19 protein-coding genes are annotated in these 21,322 nt (G+C 68.0%); 14 read left to right on the top strand and 5 right to left on the bottom strand.

Annotation, left to right across the window (positions count from 1 at the left end; genetic code table 11):
• Window positions 1–26 precede the first annotated feature (26 nt).
• The 4 genes from BX604_RS22750 to BX604_RS22765 all read left to right on the top strand — a co-directional run bounded on the left by BX604_RS22750 (window position 27) and on the right by BX604_RS22765 (window position 4,009).
• Entirely contained in the window at window positions 27–1,217 is a 1,191-nt protein-coding gene (locus tag BX604_RS22750; protein ID WP_098553134.1) for a helix-turn-helix transcriptional regulator, read from the top strand.
• 441 nt (window positions 1,218–1,658) lie between these two features.
• Complete coding sequence (locus BX604_RS22755; RefSeq protein WP_098553135.1) at window positions 1,659–2,441, top strand: transporter substrate-binding domain-containing protein; 783 nt, start codon at window positions 1,659–1,661, stop codon at window positions 2,439–2,441.
• 45 nt (window positions 2,442–2,486) lie between these two features.
• Window positions 2,487–3,260 carry an inositol monophosphatase family protein gene (locus BX604_RS22760; protein ID WP_098553136.1) on the top strand — a complete coding sequence of 258 codons (774 nt, stop codon included), beginning with the start codon at window positions 2,487–2,489 and terminating at the stop codon, window positions 3,258–3,260.
• A gap of 71 nt (window positions 3,261–3,331) precedes the next feature.
• Window positions 3,332–4,009 (top strand): MgtC/SapB family protein, encoded by a 678-nt coding sequence (locus BX604_RS22765; RefSeq protein WP_098553137.1) that lies wholly within the window; start codon window positions 3,332–3,334, stop codon window positions 4,007–4,009.
• A 90-nt stretch (window positions 4,010–4,099) separates the two neighbouring features.
• Here the strand turns inward: BX604_RS22765 and BX604_RS22770 are convergent, their stop codons facing one another.
• Window positions 4,100–5,050 carry a LysR family transcriptional regulator gene (locus BX604_RS22770; RefSeq protein WP_098553138.1) on the bottom strand — a complete coding sequence of 317 codons (951 nt, stop codon included), beginning with the start codon at window positions 5,048–5,050 and terminating at the stop codon, window positions 4,100–4,102.
• Window positions 5,051–5,167: 117 nt separating this feature from the next.
• On the opposite strand from BX604_RS22770, the gene BX604_RS22775 reads away from it, so the two are divergent.
• Together BX604_RS22775 and BX604_RS22780 are read left to right on the top strand one after the other, a co-directional pair.
• Window positions 5,168–6,343 (top strand): M20 aminoacylase family protein, encoded by a 1,176-nt coding sequence (locus tag BX604_RS22775; protein ID WP_098553980.1) that lies wholly within the window; start codon window positions 5,168–5,170, stop codon window positions 6,341–6,343.
• A gap of 89 nt (window positions 6,344–6,432) precedes the next feature.
• Complete coding sequence (locus BX604_RS22780; RefSeq protein ID WP_098553139.1) at window positions 6,433–7,767, top strand: MFS transporter; 1,335 nt, start codon at window positions 6,433–6,435, stop codon at window positions 7,765–7,767.
• 108 nt (window positions 7,768–7,875) lie between these two features.
• On the opposite strand, the gene BX604_RS22785 is transcribed toward BX604_RS22780, so the two are convergent.
• Window positions 7,876–8,763 (bottom strand): LysR family transcriptional regulator, encoded by an 888-nt coding sequence (locus BX604_RS22785; RefSeq protein WP_098553140.1) that lies wholly within the window; start codon window positions 8,761–8,763, stop codon window positions 7,876–7,878.
• 98 nt (window positions 8,764–8,861) lie between these two features.
• Here BX604_RS22785 and BX604_RS22790 point away from each other — a divergent pair, with 98 nt between their 5' ends.
• The 6 genes from BX604_RS22790 to BX604_RS22815 all read left to right on the top strand — a co-directional run bounded on the left by BX604_RS22790 (window position 8,862) and on the right by BX604_RS22815 (window position 15,736).
• Window positions 8,862–10,445: a peptidase M20 gene (locus BX604_RS22790; RefSeq protein ID WP_098553141.1), complete on the top strand. Its 1,584-nt coding sequence runs from the start codon at window positions 8,862–8,864 to the stop codon at window positions 10,443–10,445.
• A 106-nt stretch (window positions 10,446–10,551) separates the two neighbouring features.
• Window positions 10,552–11,994, top strand: a complete 1,443-nt coding sequence (locus tag BX604_RS22795; protein ID WP_098553142.1) for a purine-cytosine permease family protein — start codon at window positions 10,552–10,554, stop codon at window positions 11,992–11,994.
• A gap of 233 nt (window positions 11,995–12,227) precedes the next feature.
• Window positions 12,228–12,623 (top strand): sugar ABC transporter ATPase, encoded by a 396-nt coding sequence (locus BX604_RS22800; protein WP_098553981.1) that lies wholly within the window; start codon window positions 12,228–12,230, stop codon window positions 12,621–12,623.
• Window positions 12,624–12,984: 361 nt separating this feature from the next.
• Window positions 12,985–13,890 carry an acetoacetate decarboxylase family protein gene (locus BX604_RS22805; protein WP_098553143.1) on the top strand — a complete coding sequence of 302 codons (906 nt, stop codon included), beginning with the start codon at window positions 12,985–12,987 and terminating at the stop codon, window positions 13,888–13,890.
• Window positions 13,891–13,954: 64 nt separating this feature from the next.
• Window positions 13,955–15,205, top strand: coding sequence for a saccharopine dehydrogenase family protein (locus tag BX604_RS22810; RefSeq protein WP_098553144.1), 1,251 nt, complete (start codon window positions 13,955–13,957; stop codon window positions 15,203–15,205).
• Window positions 15,206–15,319: 114 nt separating this feature from the next.
• Window positions 15,320–15,736: a MerR family transcriptional regulator gene (locus tag BX604_RS22815; protein WP_098553145.1), complete on the top strand. Its 417-nt coding sequence runs from the start codon at window positions 15,320–15,322 to the stop codon at window positions 15,734–15,736.
• A 21-nt stretch (window positions 15,737–15,757) separates the two neighbouring features.
• Here the strand turns inward: BX604_RS22815 and BX604_RS22820 are convergent, their stop codons facing one another.
• Window positions 15,758–16,441, bottom strand: coding sequence for a type 1 glutamine amidotransferase domain-containing protein (locus BX604_RS22820; protein ID WP_098553146.1), 684 nt, complete (start codon window positions 16,439–16,441; stop codon window positions 15,758–15,760).
• A 74-nt stretch (window positions 16,442–16,515) separates the two neighbouring features.
• Window positions 16,516–17,163, bottom strand: coding sequence for a TetR/AcrR family transcriptional regulator (locus BX604_RS22825; protein ID WP_098553147.1), 648 nt, complete (start codon window positions 17,161–17,163; stop codon window positions 16,516–16,518).
• Window positions 17,164–17,286: 123 nt separating this feature from the next.
• On the opposite strand from BX604_RS22825, the gene BX604_RS22830 reads away from it, so the two are divergent.
• Window positions 17,287–18,699: a coniferyl aldehyde dehydrogenase gene (locus BX604_RS22830; protein ID WP_257146398.1), complete on the top strand. Its 1,413-nt coding sequence runs from the start codon at window positions 17,287–17,289 to the stop codon at window positions 18,697–18,699.
• A gap of 335 nt (window positions 18,700–19,034) precedes the next feature.
• Here the strand turns inward: BX604_RS22830 and BX604_RS22835 are convergent, their stop codons facing one another.
• The gene (locus tag BX604_RS22835; RefSeq protein ID WP_098553149.1) at window positions 19,035–19,904 is read right to left on the bottom strand and encodes a LysR family transcriptional regulator; all 870 of its coding nucleotides are present in this window, start codon (window positions 19,902–19,904) and stop codon (window positions 19,035–19,037) included.
• A gap of 138 nt (window positions 19,905–20,042) precedes the next feature.
• Between BX604_RS22835 and BX604_RS22840 the strand changes: the two genes are divergently transcribed.
• A complete protein-coding gene (locus tag BX604_RS22840) occupies window positions 20,043–21,221 on the top strand; it encodes a multidrug effflux MFS transporter (protein ID WP_098553150.1) in 1,179 nt (392 codons plus the stop codon).
• Window positions 21,222–21,322: the final 101 nt, after the last annotated feature.

The following is a 21,322-nucleotide window of genomic DNA, read 5'->3' on the forward strand; positions in this document are numbered from 1 at the left end:
TTGGCCGCGGGCGGTGGAGAATCAAGGTGCAGACGAATGCGGGATGCGCGCCGGCGGCGTGCGACGGGGCGGGGGACGCGATCGGCATCGCCGAAATGGGCGAGCTGGTCACGCAGATTTATCAGGGGCCGCTGGAGACGCCGCCGTGGCGCAGTGCGCTGGAGCTGATCCGCCGCGCGCTCGACGCCAGTTACGTGACGCTGGTGCTGCGCGCGGCCGCGAACGATCGGCGCGTGCCGCTGACGATTCATGCGTCGGAATCCCGCCCCGTCGGGGTGGATCGTGAAGACACGCCGTACAACCGCGATTTCTACGCGATCGACCCGTTCGTCGGCCTGCCGTCCGATCGCGTGGTGACGGTCGACGAAGTGTTCGGCGCGACGGCGTGGGTCGCGAGCGAGCTGTATCGGACCTTCCTGCAGCCGCTCGACATTCGTCACGTGCTCGGCGCCGACTTGCGCACGCAGGCGGGCGTCGAGTGCCGCTTCCGGGTGTGCCGCAAGCATGCGGCCGCGCCGTTTTCGGCGCGCGACAAGGCGCGCTGCGGATGGCTGCTGCCGCACCTGAAGGGCGCCGTCGAACTGCATGCGCGGCTCGACGCCGTAGCCGTCGAGCGGACGCTCTATGCGAACGCGGTCGACCGGATGCAGATCGCGATGATCACGCTCGACCGGCACGGGATGATCGTCGACGCGAACGACGTCGCCGGCGACCTCCTCGCGCAACGCAACGGGCTGATCGTCACGCGGGACACGATCGAAGCGACCGATGCGCAGGACAACCGCCGGCTCCAGCGGCTGATCCGGCGCGCGGTGGCGGGCCATCTCGGCACGGCTGCCGCGCCGGCCGAGGCGATGGCGGTCACGCGCGGCGCCGGCAAGCCGCGGGTCGGCGTGCTGGTGCGCACGATCGCGCTGTCGGACTGGTCGGGCGACAGCCAGCGGCGGCCGGCGGTCTCGATCCTGTTGCGCGACCCCGACCGCAAGCCGTCCGGCGAGCGGGAAATCCTGCGCAAGCTGTACGACCTGACACCGGCCGAGACCGCGCTTGCGCTGCGGCTGACGGACGGACTCACGCTCGACGAGGCCGCGGAGGAATCCGGAATCCGCAAGAACACGGCGCGCGCGCACCTGCGCTCGATTTTCTCGAAGACGGGGGTGTCGCGGCAGGCGACGCTCGTGCGGATTTTGCTGGGCAGCGTGGTGCCGCTGGGGTGACGGGGGAAGGGTTCCGACGCGGTCGATCGTTGTTGCCCGGGCTTCCGTTGGTGCCATGCAGGACCGTTGCGCTGCTTTGCCATGTACGACCGTGAGATGCGGCGTGACGCCCCGGTCTTCGTCTGCGCGCTGCTCGTCACGGGTCGTTTCCTTTTCCCAGGGTTGCCCGCGCCCGCTCGTCGGGTCGAACGTTGACGCCTCCCGTGCAGCCTCTCCCGCTTCCTGACGCGCTCCCCATCCCCATCCCCGTCCGATATTTTTGACACCGCTTGTTCACTTGGTCAATAAAGTCTAATCTAGACTTTGTGTCCACGTTGCGCTTTCACACAGTTCACGAAGTGAATGGCAGTCCGCACCGGCAAGCCCTGCGGATTGCCCGCCCCTCGCCCTAATCGAAGCGAGCGTCCCGTTCGCTTGATCTCAACGGAAGCAGGTGACGAAATGAAGCGTGTTGTCCATGCAGTCGCGGTTGCGTGCGCGGTCTTCGGCGGGCCGGTGCATGCGGAGGCCGGTCATGTCGTGCGGTTCGGCACCGAGCCCAACTACTACCCGTTCGAATACAAGACACCGGACGGCAAGCTCGCCGGGTTCGACTACGACATCGGCTCCGCGCTTTGCGCTGCCGCGGGTGTTCAGTGCACGTGGGTCGAAAGTACCTTCGACGGCCTGATTCCAGGCATCAAGGCGCGCAAGTTCGACATCATCAATTCCGACTTCAGCGCGACGGAAGCCCGGGCCCGCGTGATCGACTTTTCCGACATGCTTTACGATGTCACGCGCAGACTCGTCGCGAAGAAGGGCGCGAACCTGCAGCCGACCGTCGCATCGCTGGCCGGCAAGACCGTCGGCGTGGTCCAGGGAACGATCGAAGAGATCTATGTCCGGCAGAACTGGGGCGCCCACGGCGTCAACGTCGCGACCTACCAGACGGCCGACCAGGCCTATGCCGACCTGGCCAACGGCCGGATCGACGCGACGTTCCAGAATGTCCAGGCGGCGAAGAAGGGCTTCCTGAGCAAGCCGCAGGGCGCCGGGTTCGATTATTCGGGCGCGCCGATCATCGACGAACGCACGCTTGGCGTCGGTGTCGCACTCGGTTTTCGCAAAGAAGACGCCGCGTTGCGGGAGCGCTTCAACCTCGCGCTGGCAAAAATCAAGGCGGACGGCACGCTTCAGCAACTGGTCGAAAAGTACTTCCCGCCCGGCTTCATCATGCTCAAGTAGCACGGGCCATCTTTCTCGCAGCACTACCCACATCGCGCTGACTCCATGGACAAGACACTTGAACACGCCGCGCTCGCACTCGCGCAGCGGCTCGCCGACGAAGCGCGTGCGATCTCGATGCAGTATTTCCGCACGCGGCTGACCGTCGAAACGAAATCGGACCACACGCCCGTGACGCTGGCCGACCGGGAAATCGAAACGCGGATGCGTGCGCTGATCGCGTCCGCGTTTCCGGACCATGCGATCTGTGGCGAGGAGTTCGGCGAAAGCGCCGCCGCGCGCTACACGTGGCTGCTCGATCCCGTCGACGGCACGAAGCCGTTCGTGATGGGATTTCCGGTCTTCGGCTCGTTGATCTGCCTGACCGACGGTGTCGAACCCGTGCTCGGCGTGATCGAAATTCCCGCGACGAGCGAGCGCTGGATCGGCGTCGCCGGCACCGCGACGCTGAACGGCCAGCCCGTCAAGGCCGCGACCTGTACTCATCTCGCGCAGGCCCGGCTGGCGGGCACCTCGCCGTTCGATTTCACGGCCGACGACGTACCGCGGCTGAACCGGCTCATCGCACAAGCCGCGATGCACCGCTTCGGCGGCGGATGCTATTCGTTCGGTCTGCTTGCGAACGGCGGCGTGGATCTCGTCGTCGAGGCCGGCCTGGAGCCGTGGGACTACATGGCGCTGGTGCCGGTCGTCGAGGGGGCGGGCGGCGTCATCACCGACTGGCGCGGCGACCCGCTCGGCATGTCGTCGGACGGGCAGGTGATCGCCGCCTGCACGCGCGAACTGCACGAAGCGGCACTGCGTGTGCTGAATGCATAGACCGGCAGTCCGGCCGCAAGGCGCCGCGCGCGCCTTCGAGGGCCGAATGCCATGACGGAGCGGGAGTGCGGATGATCTCCAATAGCGAGCTGTTGCTCAGGCTGGTGCTGGCCGCGGGGCTCGGCGCGTCGATCGGCATCGAACGGGAACGCATGAACTGGGCGGCGGGCCTGCGCACCCATATGCTGGTCTGCGTCGGGTCGGCGTTGATCATGCTGGTGTCCCAGTTCGGTTTCGTCGACGTGCTGGACCGCGATCACGTGTCGCTGGATCCGTCGCGCGTCGCGGCCCAGGTCGTGTCGGGCATCGGCTTTCTTGGCGCCGGCGCGATCCTGTTGCGCGGCGAGGTCGTCCGCGGGCTGACGACGGCCGCCAGCGTCTGGTGCGTGTCGGGGATCGGGCTGGCCGTCGGCGGCGGGTTGTATGTCGGCGCGATCGGCGCAACGGTCATCGTGCTCGTCATCCTGGCCGGCATCAAACCGCTGGAGCGGCGCTACTTTGCGCAGAAGCAGTTCTACAGCCTCGAACTGCTGGTCGAACGCGGCGTGCTGACGCTGGAGCGGCTCGGCGGCATGGACGACCTGCGCGGCGCGCGCGTGAAGCAATACGTTTCGCAAACGTCGGAACGGGATCCCGCGCTCGAGCAGGTGTCGATCGCGCTGTCGAAAATCACCGACGCGCAATGTGAAGTCATCACCAGCCGGCTGAAGGGCCTTCCCGGTGTCCATCATTGCAGCCGGATCGTGTAGGCGCATCGTGGCCGATGTGTCTCCACGCTCGCGCACGACGATCTCGTGCCGAGCGTGACGTGACGGGGCGCGTCGCGGCGTCGACGGGCCCTAGAACAGCACCTCCAGCGAGTGAAACAGCCGCCGCTCCTTCGGCTCGCTCGAACGCCCCATCTCCTGAATCACTTCGCGAAAGCACTCGAGGAAGCACTGGGCCGCTGCGCTCATCCGCACGTCGGCGCGCGACGTGAGGCAGATCGTCGACGGATCGACGACCTCGCGCAGCGGCAGCGCCTGCAGGCCGTCGCGCATCAGGCCGCTCTCGACGAGCGGCCACGGATAGACGGCCAGCATGTCGGTCTGCGTGAGCAGGCCGAGCCCGACCGACACCGAATGCGCGAGATGGATGGTCTGCGGCACGCGCATCCCGTGCTTGCGGAACAGCGTCTCGAGCAGCGAGGCCTGACCGGCCGGATCCCACGTGAGCAGCCATTCCGCATCCTCGAGCTCGTGCAGCGTGCGGCAGTCCTGCTTCGGATGGCCGCGTCGCCCGACGACGGCCGCCTGCGTCGAAAAGAGCGGCACGTTGTGGAACTCGGAGCGCGCCGGGTCCGTCGGCGTCCGGCCGATCGAGAAATCGAGCGTGCCGTCGCGCAGCAGCGGTTGCACGATGGCGAGCAGCCCCTCGAAGAATTCGAGCTTGACCTCCGGCATTCGCGCGCGGAACTTGACCACGGTGGGCGGCAGGAAGGTCAGCGCGACCCACGGCGTAATGCCGACCGACAGCCTGCTCGCGTTGGCGCCGCGCATCGTGCGGATCTCGGCATCGGCGCGCTCGAGCTGCTTGAGCACCGAGCTGGCGTGAACCTGCAGTGCACGACCGTACTCGGTCAGCGAGACGCCGCCCGCGTGCCGGTGCAGCAGGGGCACGTCGAGATCGGCTTCCAGTTCCCGCAGCGCCTTGGTGACGGCCGCCGACGAAACGCCGAGCTGGCGGGCCGCAGCGCGGATGCCACCGCTGGCGACGATGGCATTCAACGTCTTGAGTTGATGAAGTTTCATGGCTGGACGTGCCATCAGGGTGGTAACCAGAGGTTGTCACTGTAACCGCCGCTTGGCTATCGGTCAAAATCGAATCTGACTAAGCTGGCCGCCTGAATGAATGAACCGGGAGGCGACTTGGATACCAGCTTGATTCCGCCGGGACTGCGCGCGAGCGAGGCGGAAATGATCGAATTGCGGCGCCATCTGCACGCGCGTCCGGAACTGGGTTTCGAGGAATTCGAAACCAGCGATCTCGTTGCACAGCGGCTGCAGGCGTGGGGCTATACGGTCCACCGCGGCCTGGGCAAGACGGGCGTCGTCGGGCAGCTGAAGCGCGGCGACGGCGTACGCCGCCTGGGCCTGCGTGCCGACATGGACGCGCTGCCGATCCACGAACAGACGAACCTGCCGTACGCGAGCCGCACGCCGGGCAAGATGCACGCGTGCGGCCACGACGGCCATACGTCGATGCTGCTGGCGGCGGCGCAGCAGCTCGCGGCCGAAGGCACGTTCAGCGGCACGCTGAACCTGATTTTCCAGCCGGCCGAGGAAGGGCTCGGCGGCGCGAAGCAGATGATCGACGACGGCCTGTTCGAGCAGTTTCCGTGCGACGCGGTGTTCGGCATGCACAACCTGCCGGGCATGGCGGCGGGCACCTTCGGCTTCCGGCCGGGGCCGATCCAGGCGTCGTCCGATACGGTGATCGTGACCGTGAAGGGGCGCGGCGGCCACGGCGCGGTGCCGCAGAAGGCGGTCGACCCGATCGTCGCGGCCGCGCACATCGTGCTCGCGCTGCAGTCGATCGTGTCGCGCGCGGTCGCGCCGCTCGACATGGCGATCATCACGGTCGGCGCGATCCACGCGGGCGATGCACCGAACGTGATTCCCGAAACCGTTGAACTGCGGTTGTCGGTGCGCGCGCTGAAAACGGAAGTGCGCGCGTTCCTGCGCGAGCGGATCGTCGAGGTGGTGCAAGCGCAGGCGGCGGTGTATCGCGCGAGCGCGACGATCGACTACCGGACGGGCTACCCGATGGTGATCAACGACGCGGACATGACCGAATTCGCGCAGCAGGTCGCGATCGACTGGCTCGGCGCGGAGCGGGTGATCACGGGCATGGACCCGGTGACGGGCAGCGAGGATTTCGCGTACATGCTCGAGGCCTGCCGCGGCAGCTACCTGTTCATGGGCAACGGCGACGGCGAGGGGGGCTGCATGTCGCACCACAACCCGCATTACGACTTCAACGACGCGTGCCTCACGACCGGCGCCGCGTACTGGGTGAAGCTCGCCGAAGCGTTCCTCGTGTAGTCGGGCGGCGCAGACGGCCACCCGACGTATCCGACCATCACAACAAATCACTCGTCCGCAAATTGGAGATCACTGTGGGAGACGAACTCATGCATTCCCCTCGTTCGGGCGGCGCGCCCGGCGCGTCGCGTGACACGGCAGGCGGCCACGCGGACATCACCGGCATCGGCAAGGTCAAATCGATCGTCGCGATCACGCTCGGCAACGGGCTGGAGTTTTTCGACTTCACGACGTACGCGTTTTTCGCGCCGGTCATCGGCAAGCTGTTCTTTCCGTCCGGCGACCCGTTGACGCAATGGCTGCTGGCCGCCGCGTCGTTCGGGATCGGCTTCGTCACGCGTCCGCTCGGCGGCCTCGTGCTCGGCGCGTATGCGGATCGCGCGGGGCGCAAGGCCGCGATGAACCTCACGCTGACGCTGATGGCGCTCGGTTCGCTGCTGATCGCGTGCGCGCCGACTTACGCGTCGGCGGGCGTCGCGGCGCCGCTGCTGATCCTCGCCGCGCGGCTCGTGCAGGGCTTCGCGCTCGGCGGCGAAGTGGGCGCGGCGACCACGCTGCTGCTGGAGTTCGGCGGCGATCGCTCGCGCGGGCTCTACGGCAGCTTCCAGATTCTGAGCCAGGGCATCAACTCGGTCTGCGGCGCGCTGCTGGGCGTCGCGCTGAGTTCGACGCTGTCGCAGGCGGCGCTCGAGAACTGGGGCTGGCGTGTGCCGTTCTTCATCGGCGTCGCGGCCGGGCTGGTTGCGATCTACATTCGCCGTCACTTGCGCGAGACGCTGCCGGAAGCGGTCGACGCGGAACCCGTCGCGCTGTCGAAGCCGATCCGCGAGGTGTTCACGCACCATCTCGGCGCGCTCACGATCGGCATCCTGACGACGATCGGCGGCACCGCAGCCAACTACATCGTGCTGTATTACCTCGCGTCGTATGCGGTGCAGGTGCTGCATTTCCCGATGGCGCTGTCGCTGTGGGCGCCCGTCGCCGGTTCGGCGCTGATGGTGATCTGCGCGCCGCTGGCGGGGATCCTGTCCGATCGCGTCGGCCGCAAGCCCGTGCTCGCGATTTCGCGGCTGCTGCTGATCGCCGCGATCTACCCGGCGTTCCTGCTGATCCACGCGGTGCCGACGCTGTTCGCGCTGGTCAGCGTGTGTACCGTGCTGGCGATCCTGGCGACCTTCACGATCGTGCCGGGGCTCGTGCTGCAGCCGGAGCTGTTCCCGCGGCACGTGCGCGTGACCGGCATGTCGATCGTCTACTGCGCGGGTGCGTCGATTTTCGGCGGTTTCGCGCAGTTCTTCGCGACGCTGCTGATCAAGCTGACGGGCAACGTGTTCTCGCCGTCGTGGTATCTGATCGCATGCGGATTGCTGTCGCTGACGCCGCTGCCGTTCCTGCGCGAGACGGCGCGGCGGCCGATCGACTGATCGCGGCGGAGGCGCTTCGTCATGCGGCCGCGTGTGGCGAAGCGAAGTTCAAGCGAGGGCCTGCGGCCGCTCGGGAGGTCGACAGGCGTCCCGCGCGGCCGCTTCGTTTCAGCGCAACGCGAACAAGGTTCTCAGCCTGGCCAGATCGCCGTTCAGCCACGCGATCACGTCGGTCTGCCGGCTGCGCAGGCTCCATAGCAGGTCGACCGCTTTCAGGAACGCGGAGCGCTGGTACTCGTGCGGCAGCACGCACAGGTCGCGGTTGCGTTCGTCGGCGAGCAGGTGCTCGGGAATGAACGCCCAGCCGAGCCCTTTCTTCACCAGATCGACGAGCTGCGCCTGGTTTTCGATGTGCCACATGATCTCGGTATAGCGGCCGAACACCGAGCCGCCTTCCGCGTCGCGATCGGCGGCGCGCAACTGGCGCACCTGCGCGAGATCGCGGTTGCTGACGGCCTTCAGTGCGGCCAGCGGGTGGTTGCGCGCGGCAACCGGCACGAACTGCACGTGGCCGAGCGTCGTCGCGCCGAATTCGACCGGCGTCGCCTCGACTGTCGCCGCGACGCAGATGTCGAGCGCGCCGTGCTTGAGCAGCGCGGCCGCGTCGGCGCTGTTCGGTTGCAGCAATTCGAGCTGCAGTTCGGGGAAGCGCTGTTCCAGTTCGAGGCACAGCAGGTGGACGGCCGCCTGCGGCAGGATCGGGTCGATCCCGAGCCGCAGCCGATGCCCGCGCCCGCCCGCGAGGCTGTATGCCTTGCGCTCGAGCGTCGCGGCCGCGTTCAGCGTTGCCTGCGCGAAGCCGAGCAGCACCTCGCCTTCGGCGGTCAGCGCGACCTGGTGAAGATCCCGGTCGAACAGCCGCACGCCGAGATCGGCCTCGAGATTCGCGAGCGCCGTGCTCACGGTCGATTGCGCCTTGCCGAGCTTCCGCGCGGCGGCTGACAGCCCGCCGTGCCTGGCGATCGCGATGAAGATCGCGAGGTGATCGAGGGTCATTTGGTTATCGAAAAATTCGATTACGGTCAATTATGCCATTCGATAGGCCGCACGTAGCATGTCGTCACGAAAAACGATTCGACCATCAAGGAGACGATATGCGTGCAAGCAAGCGTGCGGTATTCGACTGGATCGACAGTCACACGGCGGAGCTGTCGGACTGGCACCAGGTCATCTGGCATTTCGCGGAACCGGCGTTCCGCGAGTACAAGTCCAGCGCGTGGTACGTCGAGCAGTTGCGGGCGGCGGGCTTCGACGTCGAGGCCGGCAGCGGCGACATGCCCACCGCGTTCGTCGCGACGTTCCGGCAGGGCGACGGCCCGACGGTCGCGACCTATGCGGAATACGACGCGGTGCCGGGCAACTGCCAGGCCGCATCGACGCGGCGCGAGCCGCGCGGCCACCTGTCGCGTTTCGCGCCGGGCCATACCGATCCGCATTCGGCGCTCGGCATCAGCGCACTCGGCGGGCTGCTGGCCGCGAAGGACGCGATGGTGCGCCACGGGCTGCGGGGCACGCTGAAATTCTTCGGCGAGCCGGCGGAGAAGCTGCGCGCATCGAAGCCGATTCACGCGGCGAAGGGTTACTACGACGGGCTCGACGCGGCAGTCAGCTTTCACCCGACCTACATGCTGCCGCTGTGCAATACGACGGTGTGGGATACGCATTGCGGCGTCGGCTACAACTACATCTACACGTTCACCTGTGACGATCCGCAGAACTGGATCGCTTCCGACAAGGTGAGCCCGATCCCGCAGAACCACCTGGCCGCGCGCGCGCCCGGCGCGAACGACGCGCTGATCCATTTCTACCAGCTGAACGAAGGGCTGCGCCGCTCGATGCTGCCGGCGACGGGCCTCTGGAGCTTCAACGAGGCGATCCTCGTCGCGGGGCAGGCGACCGCCGACAACCTGCCGCCGCATGTCTCGCAGATCAACTTCATGGTGCGCGCCGATTCGGTCGAGCAGGCCGAGACGATCAGCCAGGTCATGGACCAGAATGCCGAGGCCGCCGCGAAGGCGACCCACTGCAACTGGAAGAAGACGTGGGTCAGCAAGTCGCGCGGCGGGCTGCCGAACCATGCGCTCGCACGCGCCACCTACGAGAACCTCGAGCTGGCCGGCGCGCCGCGCTGGAACGGCGACGCGATCCGGATCGCGCAGGAGATCCAGCGCAACCTCGGCGTCGACGCGATGGCCGAGCCGTTCCTGCCCGTGACCGAGCAACTGATTGACCCGCAGGACTGCGAGGCGGCGCTGCGCGCGCAGATGCCGTCGTGGCAGAAGTACATGACGTCCGACGATTACACCGAGTACACGTGGCATTGCCCGACCGTGCGGCTCTACGTCGCGCGGCCGATGCTGAAGGCGCCGCAAGGCTTCGTCTACCCGGACTGGGTCGCGAACGCGCTCGGCGGGATTCGCGAGACGATCGACCCGATGATCGTCAGCGCGTCGAAAACGATCGGCGCGACGCTCGTCGACCTGCTCGAAAACGGCGAGCTGCTGCGCGCCGCGCGCGACGAGTTCGCGCAGCGCACGCAAGGCGGTGTCGGCGGCGCTGCGTGGCAGCCGCCGATGCTCGATGCGGACTTCCGCGTGCCGCACCGGTATCGCTGGCCCGAATACGTGACGACCGTGCGCGGCGAGGAGTGGACGATTCCGTACCGCGACGACGAATAACCCGCCGCGCGGCGGGTTCCGTCAACCCATTCATTCGAACGATTCCAATTTATTCCAATTGCGCGACCGGCCGGGCCGCCCGCCCGGCCGGTGCAGGAGACAAGACATGGAACATGTCGCCCACGCGTCGCAGTCGTCGGCCATCGAAGGCCGCTCGATCGACTATGTACCGAAACACGAACGGAGCGCGAAGCTCCGTCACCAGGGGCCATTCTGGTTCGTCGGCAACTTCCACTTCCTGACCGTGTCGATCGGCTTCGTCGGCCCCGCGATGGGCCTGTCGGCCGGCTGGACCACGCTGGCCGGCGCGCTCGGCATCATGTTCGGCACCGTGTTCATGGCGTTCCACGGCTCGCAGGGGCCGGAGATGGGGTTGCCGCAGATGATCCAGTCGCGCGCGCAGTTCGGCTATCGCGGCGTCGTGCTCGCGCTCGTGGCCGCGCTGTTCGTGTTCTTCGGGATCAACGTCGTCAACGTCGCGCTGATCGTCGAGGGCATGCGCAATATCCTCGGCTTCGATTCGAAATCGGTCGGGCTCGTCGCGATCGCGGTGGGCGCGCTGCTGGCGATCTACGGGCACGACGCGATGCATCGCGCGTTCAAGTGGTCGCTGTATGCGACGCTGCCGGTCTACGTGATCGTCACGCTGCTCACGATCACGCATGCGGGCGGCGCGGCGGCCGGCACTCCGATGACCACGCTCGGGTTCAACTGGGTCGCGTTCCTCACGCAGTTCGCGGTGTCCGCGAGCTACAACATCGGCTATGCGCCGTACGTGTCCGACTACACGCGCTACCTGCCGGCCGATACGCGCCGCAAGCCGCTGATCGCGGCGGTGTTCGTCGGCGCGTCGCTGTCCGGCGCGTGGATGATCGCGCTCGGCGCCGTGCTTGCGCAGTCGCTGTCGGCGACGAACGTGCTGGCCGCGATCTATGGCCTCGGCAACGCGGCCGTGCCCGGGCTCGGCGCATTGCTCGTCGCCGTGGCCGTGATCGGCTTCCTGCCGATCATCGCGCTGAACACGTACAGCGCGACGCTCACCGTGCTCACCGGCGTCGACAGCCTGCAGTCGCTGACGCCGAGCCGCCGCGCGCGCGTAACGACCATCGTCGCGATCAGCGCGCTGCTCGGTGTGTGCGTCCTGTTGCTCAAGGGCAGCGGGCTGAACCTGCTGAACCTGTTCCTGACGACGCTGCTGTATTTCCTCGTGCCCTGGACGGCCGTCAATCTCGTCGACTACTTCTTCGTGCGCAAGGGGCACTACGTGATCCCGCATTTCTTCCGGCCCGACGGCATCTACGGCACGTGGCAGGCCACGGGAATCGCCGCGTACCTGATCGGTTTCGTCGCGATGATTCCGTTCTTCAGCATCTTCGATCCGTCGACCGGCAAGGCGGTGTTCGTCGGGTTCGTCGCGCAGCGGCTGCATGAAATCGATATCGCGTGGCTCGTCGGGCTGATCGTGTCGGGCAGCGTGTATTACCGCGCGGCGCGCAAGCTCGACCTGAATGCCGAGCGGGCCCTGATTCGCGCACAGGATGCTGGTTGAACAGCGGGCGACGAGAAGGAACGTCGCCCGTGCGACGCGCGCCTGGCGCGTCGGGATGGCAGGGCGCCCGATCGAGCGGAAGACGCGATAGCGCGCGGTGTCGTTGCGACCCCGTATGGCTTCGGGATACCCGCCGCAGGAGGGGGCGGCGGGTATTCATCCGATGGCCGACGCCGGCGGAATGGGCGCATACTCGGAACGTTCAACCCGATCGAGTGACGATGGAGATCGACATGAACCGACCGCAACCCATGACGATCGCGTTGCTCGCCGCATCCGGCGTCGCGTCGCTATTCCTGTTCGCCCAGGCTGCCCGTGCCGCCACCGATGGCGGCGACACCGCGCCCTGTCGCGCGGCGAGCGCACCGGGTGCGCCGATCGGGGCCGCCGGCATATCCGGTTCGTCGGTCCGAAGTTTTTCCCGCCCGGGCTGCGCGGGCGCGGTCCTGCAGGGCGAACACGGCACCGCGACGGTCAACGGGGACAGGGTCGAGCTGAAGGCCGGCACCGTCTACGTGAACGGCGTGTCCTACGGTTCGGTCACACCGGCGCAGACGGTCGAATACGATGTCGCGCGCGGCAAGCGCACGTTGCGCGTGGATGGCGACGTGCGCATCCCCGCGCAGTGACGTTTCGTTCCGGGTGAGGCGGAGGCCGCGCGGCGGTCGGCGGCAAGACTGCACCCCGCCGACGATTGCCGGGCGAGGTCCGCGACGTTCGCCGGCTCAGCCGCGGATGAGCGCGAGCAGATCGGCGTTGGGCGTGCGCATCCCCTGCGGGAAACCCTGGCAGGCCTTCAACGTGCTGTTCCTGGCCGGAATCGGCATGTGGAACGATCCGGTCGTCGTTGCCGCGCATTCCGACCCGTTCCTCTAGTCCGGGCCTTGACCTTGAAGTCAGGTTGAATCTTAGAGTGCCTGCTGACGGTAATGAATCAGCAGGCCGCGCACGTTGCCTGCCACGATCAATCTTCGACGCGAGGCAACGCACATGGACAGGCGCTTTACACAGGTCGAATTCGGGCCGCACACGGTCGACGTGCCCGAAGGCGGGTACTACGACCGGTTCCGGATGAATCCGGATCTCGACGAAGTCGCGCGGGATCCCGCCGCGGGGAACATCGACTTTTTCCGTCGGATTCCGAAGCGTCAGGTCGCGTCGCGCGTCGGGCCGACGTGGGCGCCGAACTTCTACTATCGTTCCAGCAGCGCGCAGCTGCTGTTTCTCGCGCCGCTCGAACGGCTGCGCACGACGCTGCCGGCGCCGCTCGAACCGCTGCGCGCGGTGCCCGGCTACGGGCTGGTCGCGCTGACGTTCTTTTCGTATTCGGTCTGCGACAACGATCCATATGACGAGGTATCCGTCGCGGTGGTGATTCGCCGGCCCGGCGCGCGCGGCTCGCAGGCGCTGGAACTGCTCGACGCGATGCGGCGCAGGCACTTCTTCGCGCATGTGCTGGCGCTGCCCGTCACCACGGAAATCGCGCGGGTGCGCGGCGTGCACGGCTATCAGCTGCCCAAATGGCTCGCCGATATCGACCTGAGCATCGGCGCCCGCGTCAGCGCGCGGATTGCCGGGCCGGACGGTCGGCCGGACCTGACGCTGAACGCACCGGCGCCTGCGCTGGCTCGCGTGGCGCCGCAATCGCGGATGGGCACGAACACGATGATCAACCTTGTCGACGGCGTGTGGCACCAGAGTTCGGTGCAGACCAATACGCTGTCGTTCGCGCAGCGCATGTTGCCGCGCGACGTCGAGCTGGTGCGGCATGGCGGTCCGCTGAGCCAGTTGCTCGACGGACTGGGCGTATCGACCGTCATGCGGTTCGACGTCGTCGAGGATGCGCAACTGGTGCTGAATCTGCCGACGCCGCTGCACGCGTTGAACCCGTATTGAATGAACCCGCTCGATGAACCCGGCCGACCGTAGCCACCCCATCCCTTTTCCAGAGGAAGCGTCGATGACCCAGCCGACCCCTGATCTCGATCTCGTCGTATTCGGTGCGACCAGCTTCGTCGGGCAGATCCTGACCCGCTACCTGTCGGAATACCTGCCGGGCAGCGGTGAAACGCTGCGCTGGGCGATTGCCGGCCGCTCGGCAACGAAGCTGCGGGAACTCCGGGATTCGCTGGGCGCCGCGGGGCAGGCGCTGCCGATCATCGTCGCCGACGCGGCGGACGAAGCGCAATTGCGGGCGCTATGTGCGCAGACACGCGTCGTCGTGTCGACCGTCGGCCCGTATGCGCTGTATGGCGAGCCGCTGGTCCGGACCTGCGCGCAAACCGGCACGGACTACTGCGACCTCACCGGCGAGACGCAGTGGATCAAGCGGATGATCGAACGATACGAGCCGGCGGCGCGGCAGTCGGGTGCGCGCATCGTGCATTGCTGCGGCTTCGATTCGGTGCCGTCGGATCTCGGCGTGCTGTTCCTGCAGCAGCACGCACGGCGGCAGTGGGGCGTGCCGGCGACGCAGGTGAAGATGCGCGTCAGGACGCTGAAGGGCGGCGCGTCGGGCGGCACGGTCGCAAGCGTGATCAACGTCGTGCGCGAAGCCGCGGCCGATCCCGCGTTGCGCCGCGAATTGCTCGATCCGTATGCACTGTGCCCGAACGAGCATCGCTTCACGGTGCGACAGCATGCGGTCAGGTCGGCGGAATTCGATCGCGACGGCGGCACGTGGATCGCGCCGTTCGTGATGGCGGCGATCAACGAGCGCGTGGTGCATCGCTCCAACGCGCTCGCGAACGATGCGTACGGTCGCCGCTTCACCTATGACGAAGCGGTCATCACGGGCACGGGCCTGAAGGGCCGCCTCGCGGCGCTGACGATGGTGGCCGGCCTCGGCGCGTTCATGGTGGGCGTGCTGATCAAGCCGGTGCGCAGCCTGATGGAGCGCTTCCTGCTGCCGAAGCCGGGCGAGGGGCCGAGCGTCGCCGCGCAGCAGGCCGGCCGCTACGACCTGCGCTTCTTCGGCCGCGCCGACGACGGGCGGACGCTGCGCGTGAAAGTCACCGGCGATCGCGATCCCGGCTACGGCTCCACGGGCAAGATGCTGGGGCAGGCCGCCGTCGGCCTCGCGCTGGACTGGGCCCGCGACGGCGAGAAGACCGGGCGCCCCGGCGGCTTCTGGACGCCCGCGACGATGTTCGACGAGCGCTTCGTCGAGCGCCTCGTGCGTCATGCCGGGTTGCGTTTCGAGTTGCTTTGAGCGCGTTGCGACAGGAAACCAAAAATACAGGATCACGAATCGACGTGAGGAGACCGCTTACTGCCACCGCGGGTCAGCAGGCCGGAGTCGTTCCGGCCGGGGAGTGTCGGGAACATGAAGATCGGGGAACTGGCGCGACGCACCGGCCTCACCCCGTCGCGCATCCGCTTTTACGAACGCATCGGCCTGTTGACGGTCGTCGAGCGGGCTGCGAACGGGTATCGCACTTATCCGCCGGAAGCCGTGACGGTGCTCGACCTGATCACGGTCGCGCAGAAGGCCGATTTCAGCCTCGACGAGATTCGCACGCTGATGCCCGCCGACCTCGCGACGTGGCAATGCGGGTCGTTGCGCGACGCGCTTTGCCGCAAGCTGCAGGACATCGAGGCGCTGGAGCGGCGGCTCGCGGGCATCAAGGCGCAGGTCGTGTCGCTGATCGCCGGACTGGGCGCGCAAGCCGGTATGGTTGAGTGCGCAACCAACGCGCAGGGATGGCTGTCGCGGATGCGGCGCCGCCCGAACGGCTCGTAGGCGGCGCGCCGGCCTGCCGCGCTACAGGAGCGCGACGACCTGCTCGGCCGTCGCCTTCGCCGATTGCGGATTCTGTCCGGTCACGATGCGGCCGTCGACGACGACGTTCGACGTGAACGGCAGCAACGCCTTCTCGTAGCGCGCGCCGCGCTGCTGCATCGCTTGTTCGACGTTGTACGGCACTTTCTTCGCGACGCCGGCCAGCACTTCCTCGACCCACGAGTAGCCGGTGATCCGGCGTCCGGCGACCAGCAGCGAGCCGTCCGACAGCGTCGTGTTCAGCAGGCCGCAGTAGCCGTGGCAGACCGACGACACGATCCCGCCGCGCTCGTAGATCGCGCGCGTGAGCCGCTGCAGGCCCGCATCGTCCGGGTAGTCCCACATCACCGCGTGGCCGCCCGTGAAGTAGATCGCATCGAACCCGGCCGGGTCGATCTCGTCGGGGCGCGCGGTGTTCGCGAGCAGCGCTTCGTTGGCCTGGTCGGCGCGCCACGCCCGGGTTGCGGCGTCGGCGTGCGGCCATTTGAGCGAGCGCGGCTCGAGCGGCGACACGCCGCCCCTCGGGCTCACGAGCCGCTGCTCATAACCCTGCTTCGCGAAGATGTGATGCGCATGGGTCAGCTCGGACAGCCACAGCCCGGTCGGCTGCGACGGATCGGCGTAGTGCGCGACGTTGCTGACGACATGCAGTATCCGCCTGGTCATGATGCGATCCCCTCTTCATCGGCCACGGGCGGCCGTTCCTGACGCACACCATAACCTTTAAGCAAGGTCGAAGGTCAAGACTTCTTCGCCCGGCGCGGTTTCGGTGGTTCGTCGGCCAGCACGAGCCCGTCGAGCAAGGTCGTCAGCGCATCCTCGATCGCATGGTCGCCGACTTTCTCGCGCACCAGCCGCCCGTCGATCGCGAGCATCGTCAGGCCGTGCAGATGCGCCCAGCACGCGGTCGCCTGGCCGAGCGCGGAGCGCGGACGGATCGTGCCGGCTTGCTGGCCGCGCGCCAGCAACTCGACGACGAGCAGGAAGGGCGCTTGCGTGCGCGGATCGCGGTGGATGTCGGACGGGTCGCCGGCATCGGCCGCGAACATCAGACGATAGAGATCGGGGTTGCGCCGGCCGAACGCGAGATGCGCATAGGCGAGCGTGCGCAGCACGGTCGGCGCGTCCGGTGCGGAATCGATGGCGCCGGCGAGCTCGTCGCGCAGGCGGTCGAACCCGATCAGCGCGAGTTCGTGCAGCAGCGCGGCCTTGTCCGGGAAATGACGGTACGGCGCGGAATGGCTGACGTTCGCGCGCCGCGCGATTTCGCGCAGCGTGAACTGCCAGCCCTGTTGCTCCTGCAACGTGTCGAGCGCCGTGTCGATGATCGCGCGACGCAGATCCCCGTGGTGGTAGGTCTTCTGCCCGGCATCGGCGTCAGCTGGCATCGTGGGGTTCCAATGTTGACATGGAACACATTGTGGTCCTATGATCCGTGGCACGCAAGTTGACAGTGTCTACATTGACGCAAACCGATGAGGTTCGACATGGGCGTTCCCGCAGAATCCAGCTTGAGTATCGACCCGGCGGCGTTGCTGGCCCGCCAGCGCAGTGCCTTCATCGCGGACGGGCCGCCGGGCCTCGCGCAGCGCAAGGCGCGGCTTGCGCGGCTGCGCGCCGTGGTGCTCGCGCATCGCCGCGAGGTGGAAGAGGCGATCAGCGCCGATTTCGGGAACCGCTCGCGCCATGAGACCGCGATCATGGAGCTGGTCGGCGTGATCCAGGCGATCGACTACCTGACGCGCAACCTGCGCCGCTTCATGAAGCCGCAGCGCCGCCACGTCGGCTTGCTCTATCGCGCCGGGCATGCGCGGGTCGAATACCAGCCGGTCGGCGTGGTCGGCGTGATGGCGCCGTGGAACTACCCGTTCGCGCTCACGTTCATTCCGCTGGCCACCGCGCTCGCCGCCGGCAACCGCGCGATGCTCAAGCCGTCGGAACTGACGCCGCGCACGAGCGAGGTGATGCGGCGCATGCTCGAGGCGACCTTCCCGGGCGAGGAAGTCGCGGTCGTGCTCGGCGGCCCGGAAGCCGGCGCCGCGTTCAGCGGCTTGCCGTTCGATCATCTGCTGTTTACGGGCAGCACGCAGGTGGGGCGCAAGGTGATGAAGGCCGCCAGCGACAACCTGGTGCCGGTCACGCTCGAGCTGGGCGGCAAGAGCCCGGTGATCGTCGCGCGCGGGCATGTCGACGATCGGGCCATGTCGAGCATCGTGTTCGGCAAGCTGTCGAACGGCGGGCAGACCTGCGTCGCCCCGGACTACGCGCTCGTGCACGAAGACGACGTCGACGCATTCGTCGCCCGCTACGACGCGATGGTCGCGCGCTTCTATCCGGACGGCCCGACGAGTACCGACTACACGTCGATCGTCAGCGACCGGCATTACGACCGGCTGAAAGCGCTCGTCGACGACGCGCGCAGGCAGGGCGCGCGCGTGATCGAGGCGGGCGTCACGCCGCAGCGCGCGGGCAGCCGCACGCGCACGCTGGCGCCGATGCTGGTCGTCGGCGCCAGCGACGACTCGGCGCTGATGCAGGAAGAAATCTTCGGGCCGATCCTGCCGGTGCGCACGTACCGGACGATCGGCGACGCGATCGACTACGTGAACGCGCGTCCGCGCCCGCTGGCGCTCTATTACTTCGGCCCGACGGACGCCGACTGCGCGAGCGTGCTCGAACGCACCACGTCGGGCAACGTCGGGATCAACAACACGCTGCTGCACGTCGCGCAGGAGGATCTGCCGTTCGGCGGCGTCGGCCCGAGCGGGATGGGCGCGTATCACGGCATCGAAGGGTTCCGCGCGATGAGCCACGCGAAGGGCGTATTCGTGCAGGGGCGCTGGAATCTGCCGAGCCTGCTGCGTGCGCCGTTCGGCAAGCTCGCGGACGTCGCGCTGGCAACGATGCTCGGCTCGCGGCGCTAGGGCCTGTTCACGCTAATAACGGGCTTGCGAACGTGCCTTTCCGCCCGCAGGGCAAGGAGTGAGGAGGCGCAATAGCCGTAGCTATTGCAACGACGAACGACGCCGCCATGCGGGCGGAAAGGCACGTTCCCCTATTTGGAAAATTCATTCGTGGGGCTGGCCACCAGAAGGGCCGATCGCTGCGTCATGCTCCTCGCGAATACGTCGAGTATTCGCTTCGTCGCATCCTTGCGCTCGGCCCTTCTGGTGGCCAGCGCAAGCCCGTTATTAGCGTGAACAGGCCCTAGGCTGCGCGCGCGGATCGTGGCGCGCCGCTCGGCCGCGCGTCAGCGTCGTCAGTGCGCGAACGTCTCGACGAGCGCGTCGACGACGACGCGCACCCGCGCCGTATGGGCCAGATCCTGATGGAGCACGAGCCACGTCTCGTACGGTTGCGCGCGCTGCCGTTCGGGCCAGATGCGCACCAGTTCCGGATCGCGTTGCGCGAGGTACGCAGGCAGCTCGCCGAGCGCGAGGCCGGCGCGCACGAACGTGGCGAGCATCAGGCTCGAATCGAGTTCGGCCACGATGCGTCCGTCGGCGGCCGATTCGCCGGCGAGCGTGTCGTGCTGCCGTTGCGTGACGCCCGGCTGGTAGCGCGCGATGTCGTGGCCCGCGAAGCGGCTGCCGGGCTGCGGTTCGCCGAAGCGCGCGAGATAGCGCCGCGTCGCATACAGCCCGACGTCCCAGCGCGCGAGCAGCCGCACGATCAGGTCGGGCGGGTCGGGGCGAGTCGTGCGCACCGCGATGTCGGCCTCGCGCCGCGCGAGATCGAGGACGCGCGTCGTCGTGCTCAGGAGCACGCGCACGTCGGGATGGCGTTGCTGCAGGCGTTCGATCGCCGGCACCACGAAGTCGACCGCCAGCGCATCGGTCGTGGTCACGCGCACTTCGCCGGCCACGCGCGCGTCGGCGCCTTCGCTGCGCCGCTCGAACGACACGGCCAGCCGCTCCATGCCCTCGGCGGTGTCGAGCACCTGCCGGCCGCTGTCGGTCAGCACGAGCCCGCCGGTGGTGCGCAGGAACAGCCGGCTGCCCAGCGTGCGCTCGAACGCGCCGAGGCGGCGCCCGACCGTCGTCTGGTCGATGCCCAGTTGCTCGGCCGCGCCGCGCAGGGTGCCGGCGCGGTGCGCGGCGAGAAAGATGCGAACGTCGTCCCAGTTCATGTCGTGCCGAGGTGATGCGAATTTGCAGGTAGATCGTGCGATTTCGTGCATTTTCACATGCACGGCCGATCTCTACCATGCGGCGCCTGAGTTCGATCACATGCGCGCCGGCCGGACCGGCGTGCGAGGAGCCTTGTCATGCCGCGTCTTTCCCTGATCCTCGTCGTCGCGATGCTGAGCGCATTCGGCCTCGTCGCGTCGGACGTCTACCTGCCCGCGATGCCGGGCATGGCCGCCGATTTCGGCGTCGCCGGCTGGCGGATGCCGCAGACCGTGTCCGCGTACCTGCTCGTGCTGGCGTTCGCGCAACTGGCCTACGGGCCGCTGTCCGATCGTTACGGCCGCAAGCCGGTGCTGGTGGCCGGCATCCTGGTCTACATCGGCGGCTCGCTCGGCTGCGCGTCGGCCGGCAGTTTCGCGACCTTCGTCGCGTGGCGCATGGCGGAAGCGGCCGGCGCGGCGGCGGGGCTCGTGATCGGCCGCGCCGTGATCGCGGACACCTGCGACCAACGCGTGTCCGCGAAGGTCTACGCGGTGGTCTATCCGCTGGTGTCGCTGTCGCCGGCGCTCGCGCCGGCGATCGGCGGGCATCTCGCCGCGTGGGCCGGCTGGCGCGCCGACTTCGTGTTCGTCGCGGCATTCGGCGGGGCCGCGCTCGCGAGTACGCTCGCGCTGCTGCCGGAAACCCGCCCCGCGCATGCCCGCGCCCGCACGTCGCCGTTCGCCGGGTTCGGCCGCGTGCTGCGCGATGCCGCGTTTCGCCGCTATACGGCGGTGGTGTGCGCGATCTACTGCGCGTGGTTCGTGTACCTGACGCAATCGCCGTTTCTGTTTGCGGCGGCGGGGCTGGACGAGGCGCGCCGCGGCTGGCTCTACCTGCCGCTGACGGCCGGCATCATCGTCGCGAACGTCGTGGCGAAGCGCCTGCTCGACCGCTGGCCGTACGACCGCATCGTCGCGGCCGGCATCGCGTGCTTCGTGCTCGGCGGCGTGGCGTTCGGCATCGCGAGCGCGTGCGGGGTCCCGGGCGTCGCGGCGATCGTCGTGCCGATGTGCATCGTCAGTCTCGCGAACGGTTCGTCGCTGTCGCTGGCCGTGTCCGGTGCGGTGGCGGGCCGGCACGGTCATGCGGCGACCGCGTCGGGGCTCGTGGGCTTCTGCCAGATCGGCAGCGCGGCGCTGGTCGCGACGGGCGTGAGCGCCATGGCCGGCACCGGCCGGACGGTGCTGGCGGTGTCGATCCTCGTGCTGTCGCTCGTTGCGCTGGCGGCGTGCGTGTCGCGGTCGCCGGCCGCGGGGGCGGTCGATCCGGTGTGACGCGGGAACGGGAAACGGGGCCGGTCGCCATCCCGCACTACCCTGTCATGGCTGCAAGGGCGAAGAAGTTGGCCCGCCGTCGGCGGGCGATGATGGCGATC

Origin of the sequence: Burkholderia sp. JKS000303 (assembly GCF_002563755.1) — a bacterium.
In the GTDB taxonomy this organism is placed as follows: Bacteria; Pseudomonadota; Gammaproteobacteria; order Burkholderiales; family Burkholderiaceae; genus Burkholderia; species Burkholderia anthina_B.

Bases quoted from the DNA above. Each gene is read 5' to 3' on its own strand.
- BX604_RS22800 (WP_098553981.1), top strand. From the start codon at position 12,228: ATGAACCGACCGCAACCCATGACGATCGCGTTGCTCGCCGCATCCGGC.
- BX604_RS22765 (WP_098553137.1), top strand. From the start codon at position 3,332: ATGATCTCCAATAGCGAGCTGTTGCTCAGGCTGGTGCTGGCCGCGGGG.
- BX604_RS22805 (WP_098553143.1), top strand. From the start codon at position 12,985: ATGGACAGGCGCTTTACACAGGTCGAATTCGGGCCGCACACGGTCGAC.
- BX604_RS22780 (WP_098553139.1), top strand. From the start codon at position 6,433: ATGCATTCCCCTCGTTCGGGCGGCGCGCCCGGCGCGTCGCGTGACACG.
- BX604_RS22760 (WP_098553136.1), top strand. From the start codon at position 2,487: ATGGACAAGACACTTGAACACGCCGCGCTCGCACTCGCGCAGCGGCTC.
- BX604_RS22795 (WP_098553142.1), top strand. From the start codon at position 10,552: ATGGAACATGTCGCCCACGCGTCGCAGTCGTCGGCCATCGAAGGCCGC.
- BX604_RS22785 (WP_098553140.1), bottom strand. From the start codon at position 8,763: ATGACCCTCGATCACCTCGCGATCTTCATCGCGATCGCCAGGCACGGC.
- BX604_RS22815 (WP_098553145.1), top strand. From the start codon at position 15,320: ATGAAGATCGGGGAACTGGCGCGACGCACCGGCCTCACCCCGTCGCGC.
- BX604_RS22835 (WP_098553149.1), bottom strand. From the start codon at position 19,904: ATGAACTGGGACGACGTTCGCATCTTTCTCGCCGCGCACCGCGCCGGC.
- BX604_RS22825 (WP_098553147.1), bottom strand. From the start codon at position 17,163: ATGCCAGCTGACGCCGATGCCGGGCAGAAGACCTACCACCACGGGGAT.
- BX604_RS22790 (WP_098553141.1), top strand. From the start codon at position 8,862: ATGCGTGCAAGCAAGCGTGCGGTATTCGACTGGATCGACAGTCACACG.
- BX604_RS22810 (WP_098553144.1), top strand. From the start codon at position 13,955: ATGACCCAGCCGACCCCTGATCTCGATCTCGTCGTATTCGGTGCGACC.
- BX604_RS22770 (WP_098553138.1), bottom strand. From the start codon at position 5,050: ATGAAACTTCATCAACTCAAGACGTTGAATGCCATCGTCGCCAGCGGT.
- BX604_RS22820 (WP_098553146.1), bottom strand. From the start codon at position 16,441: ATGACCAGGCGGATACTGCATGTCGTCAGCAACGTCGCGCACTACGCC.
- BX604_RS22840 (WP_098553150.1), top strand. From the start codon at position 20,043: ATGCCGCGTCTTTCCCTGATCCTCGTCGTCGCGATGCTGAGCGCATTC.
- BX604_RS22755 (WP_098553135.1), top strand. From the start codon at position 1,659: ATGAAGCGTGTTGTCCATGCAGTCGCGGTTGCGTGCGCGGTCTTCGGC.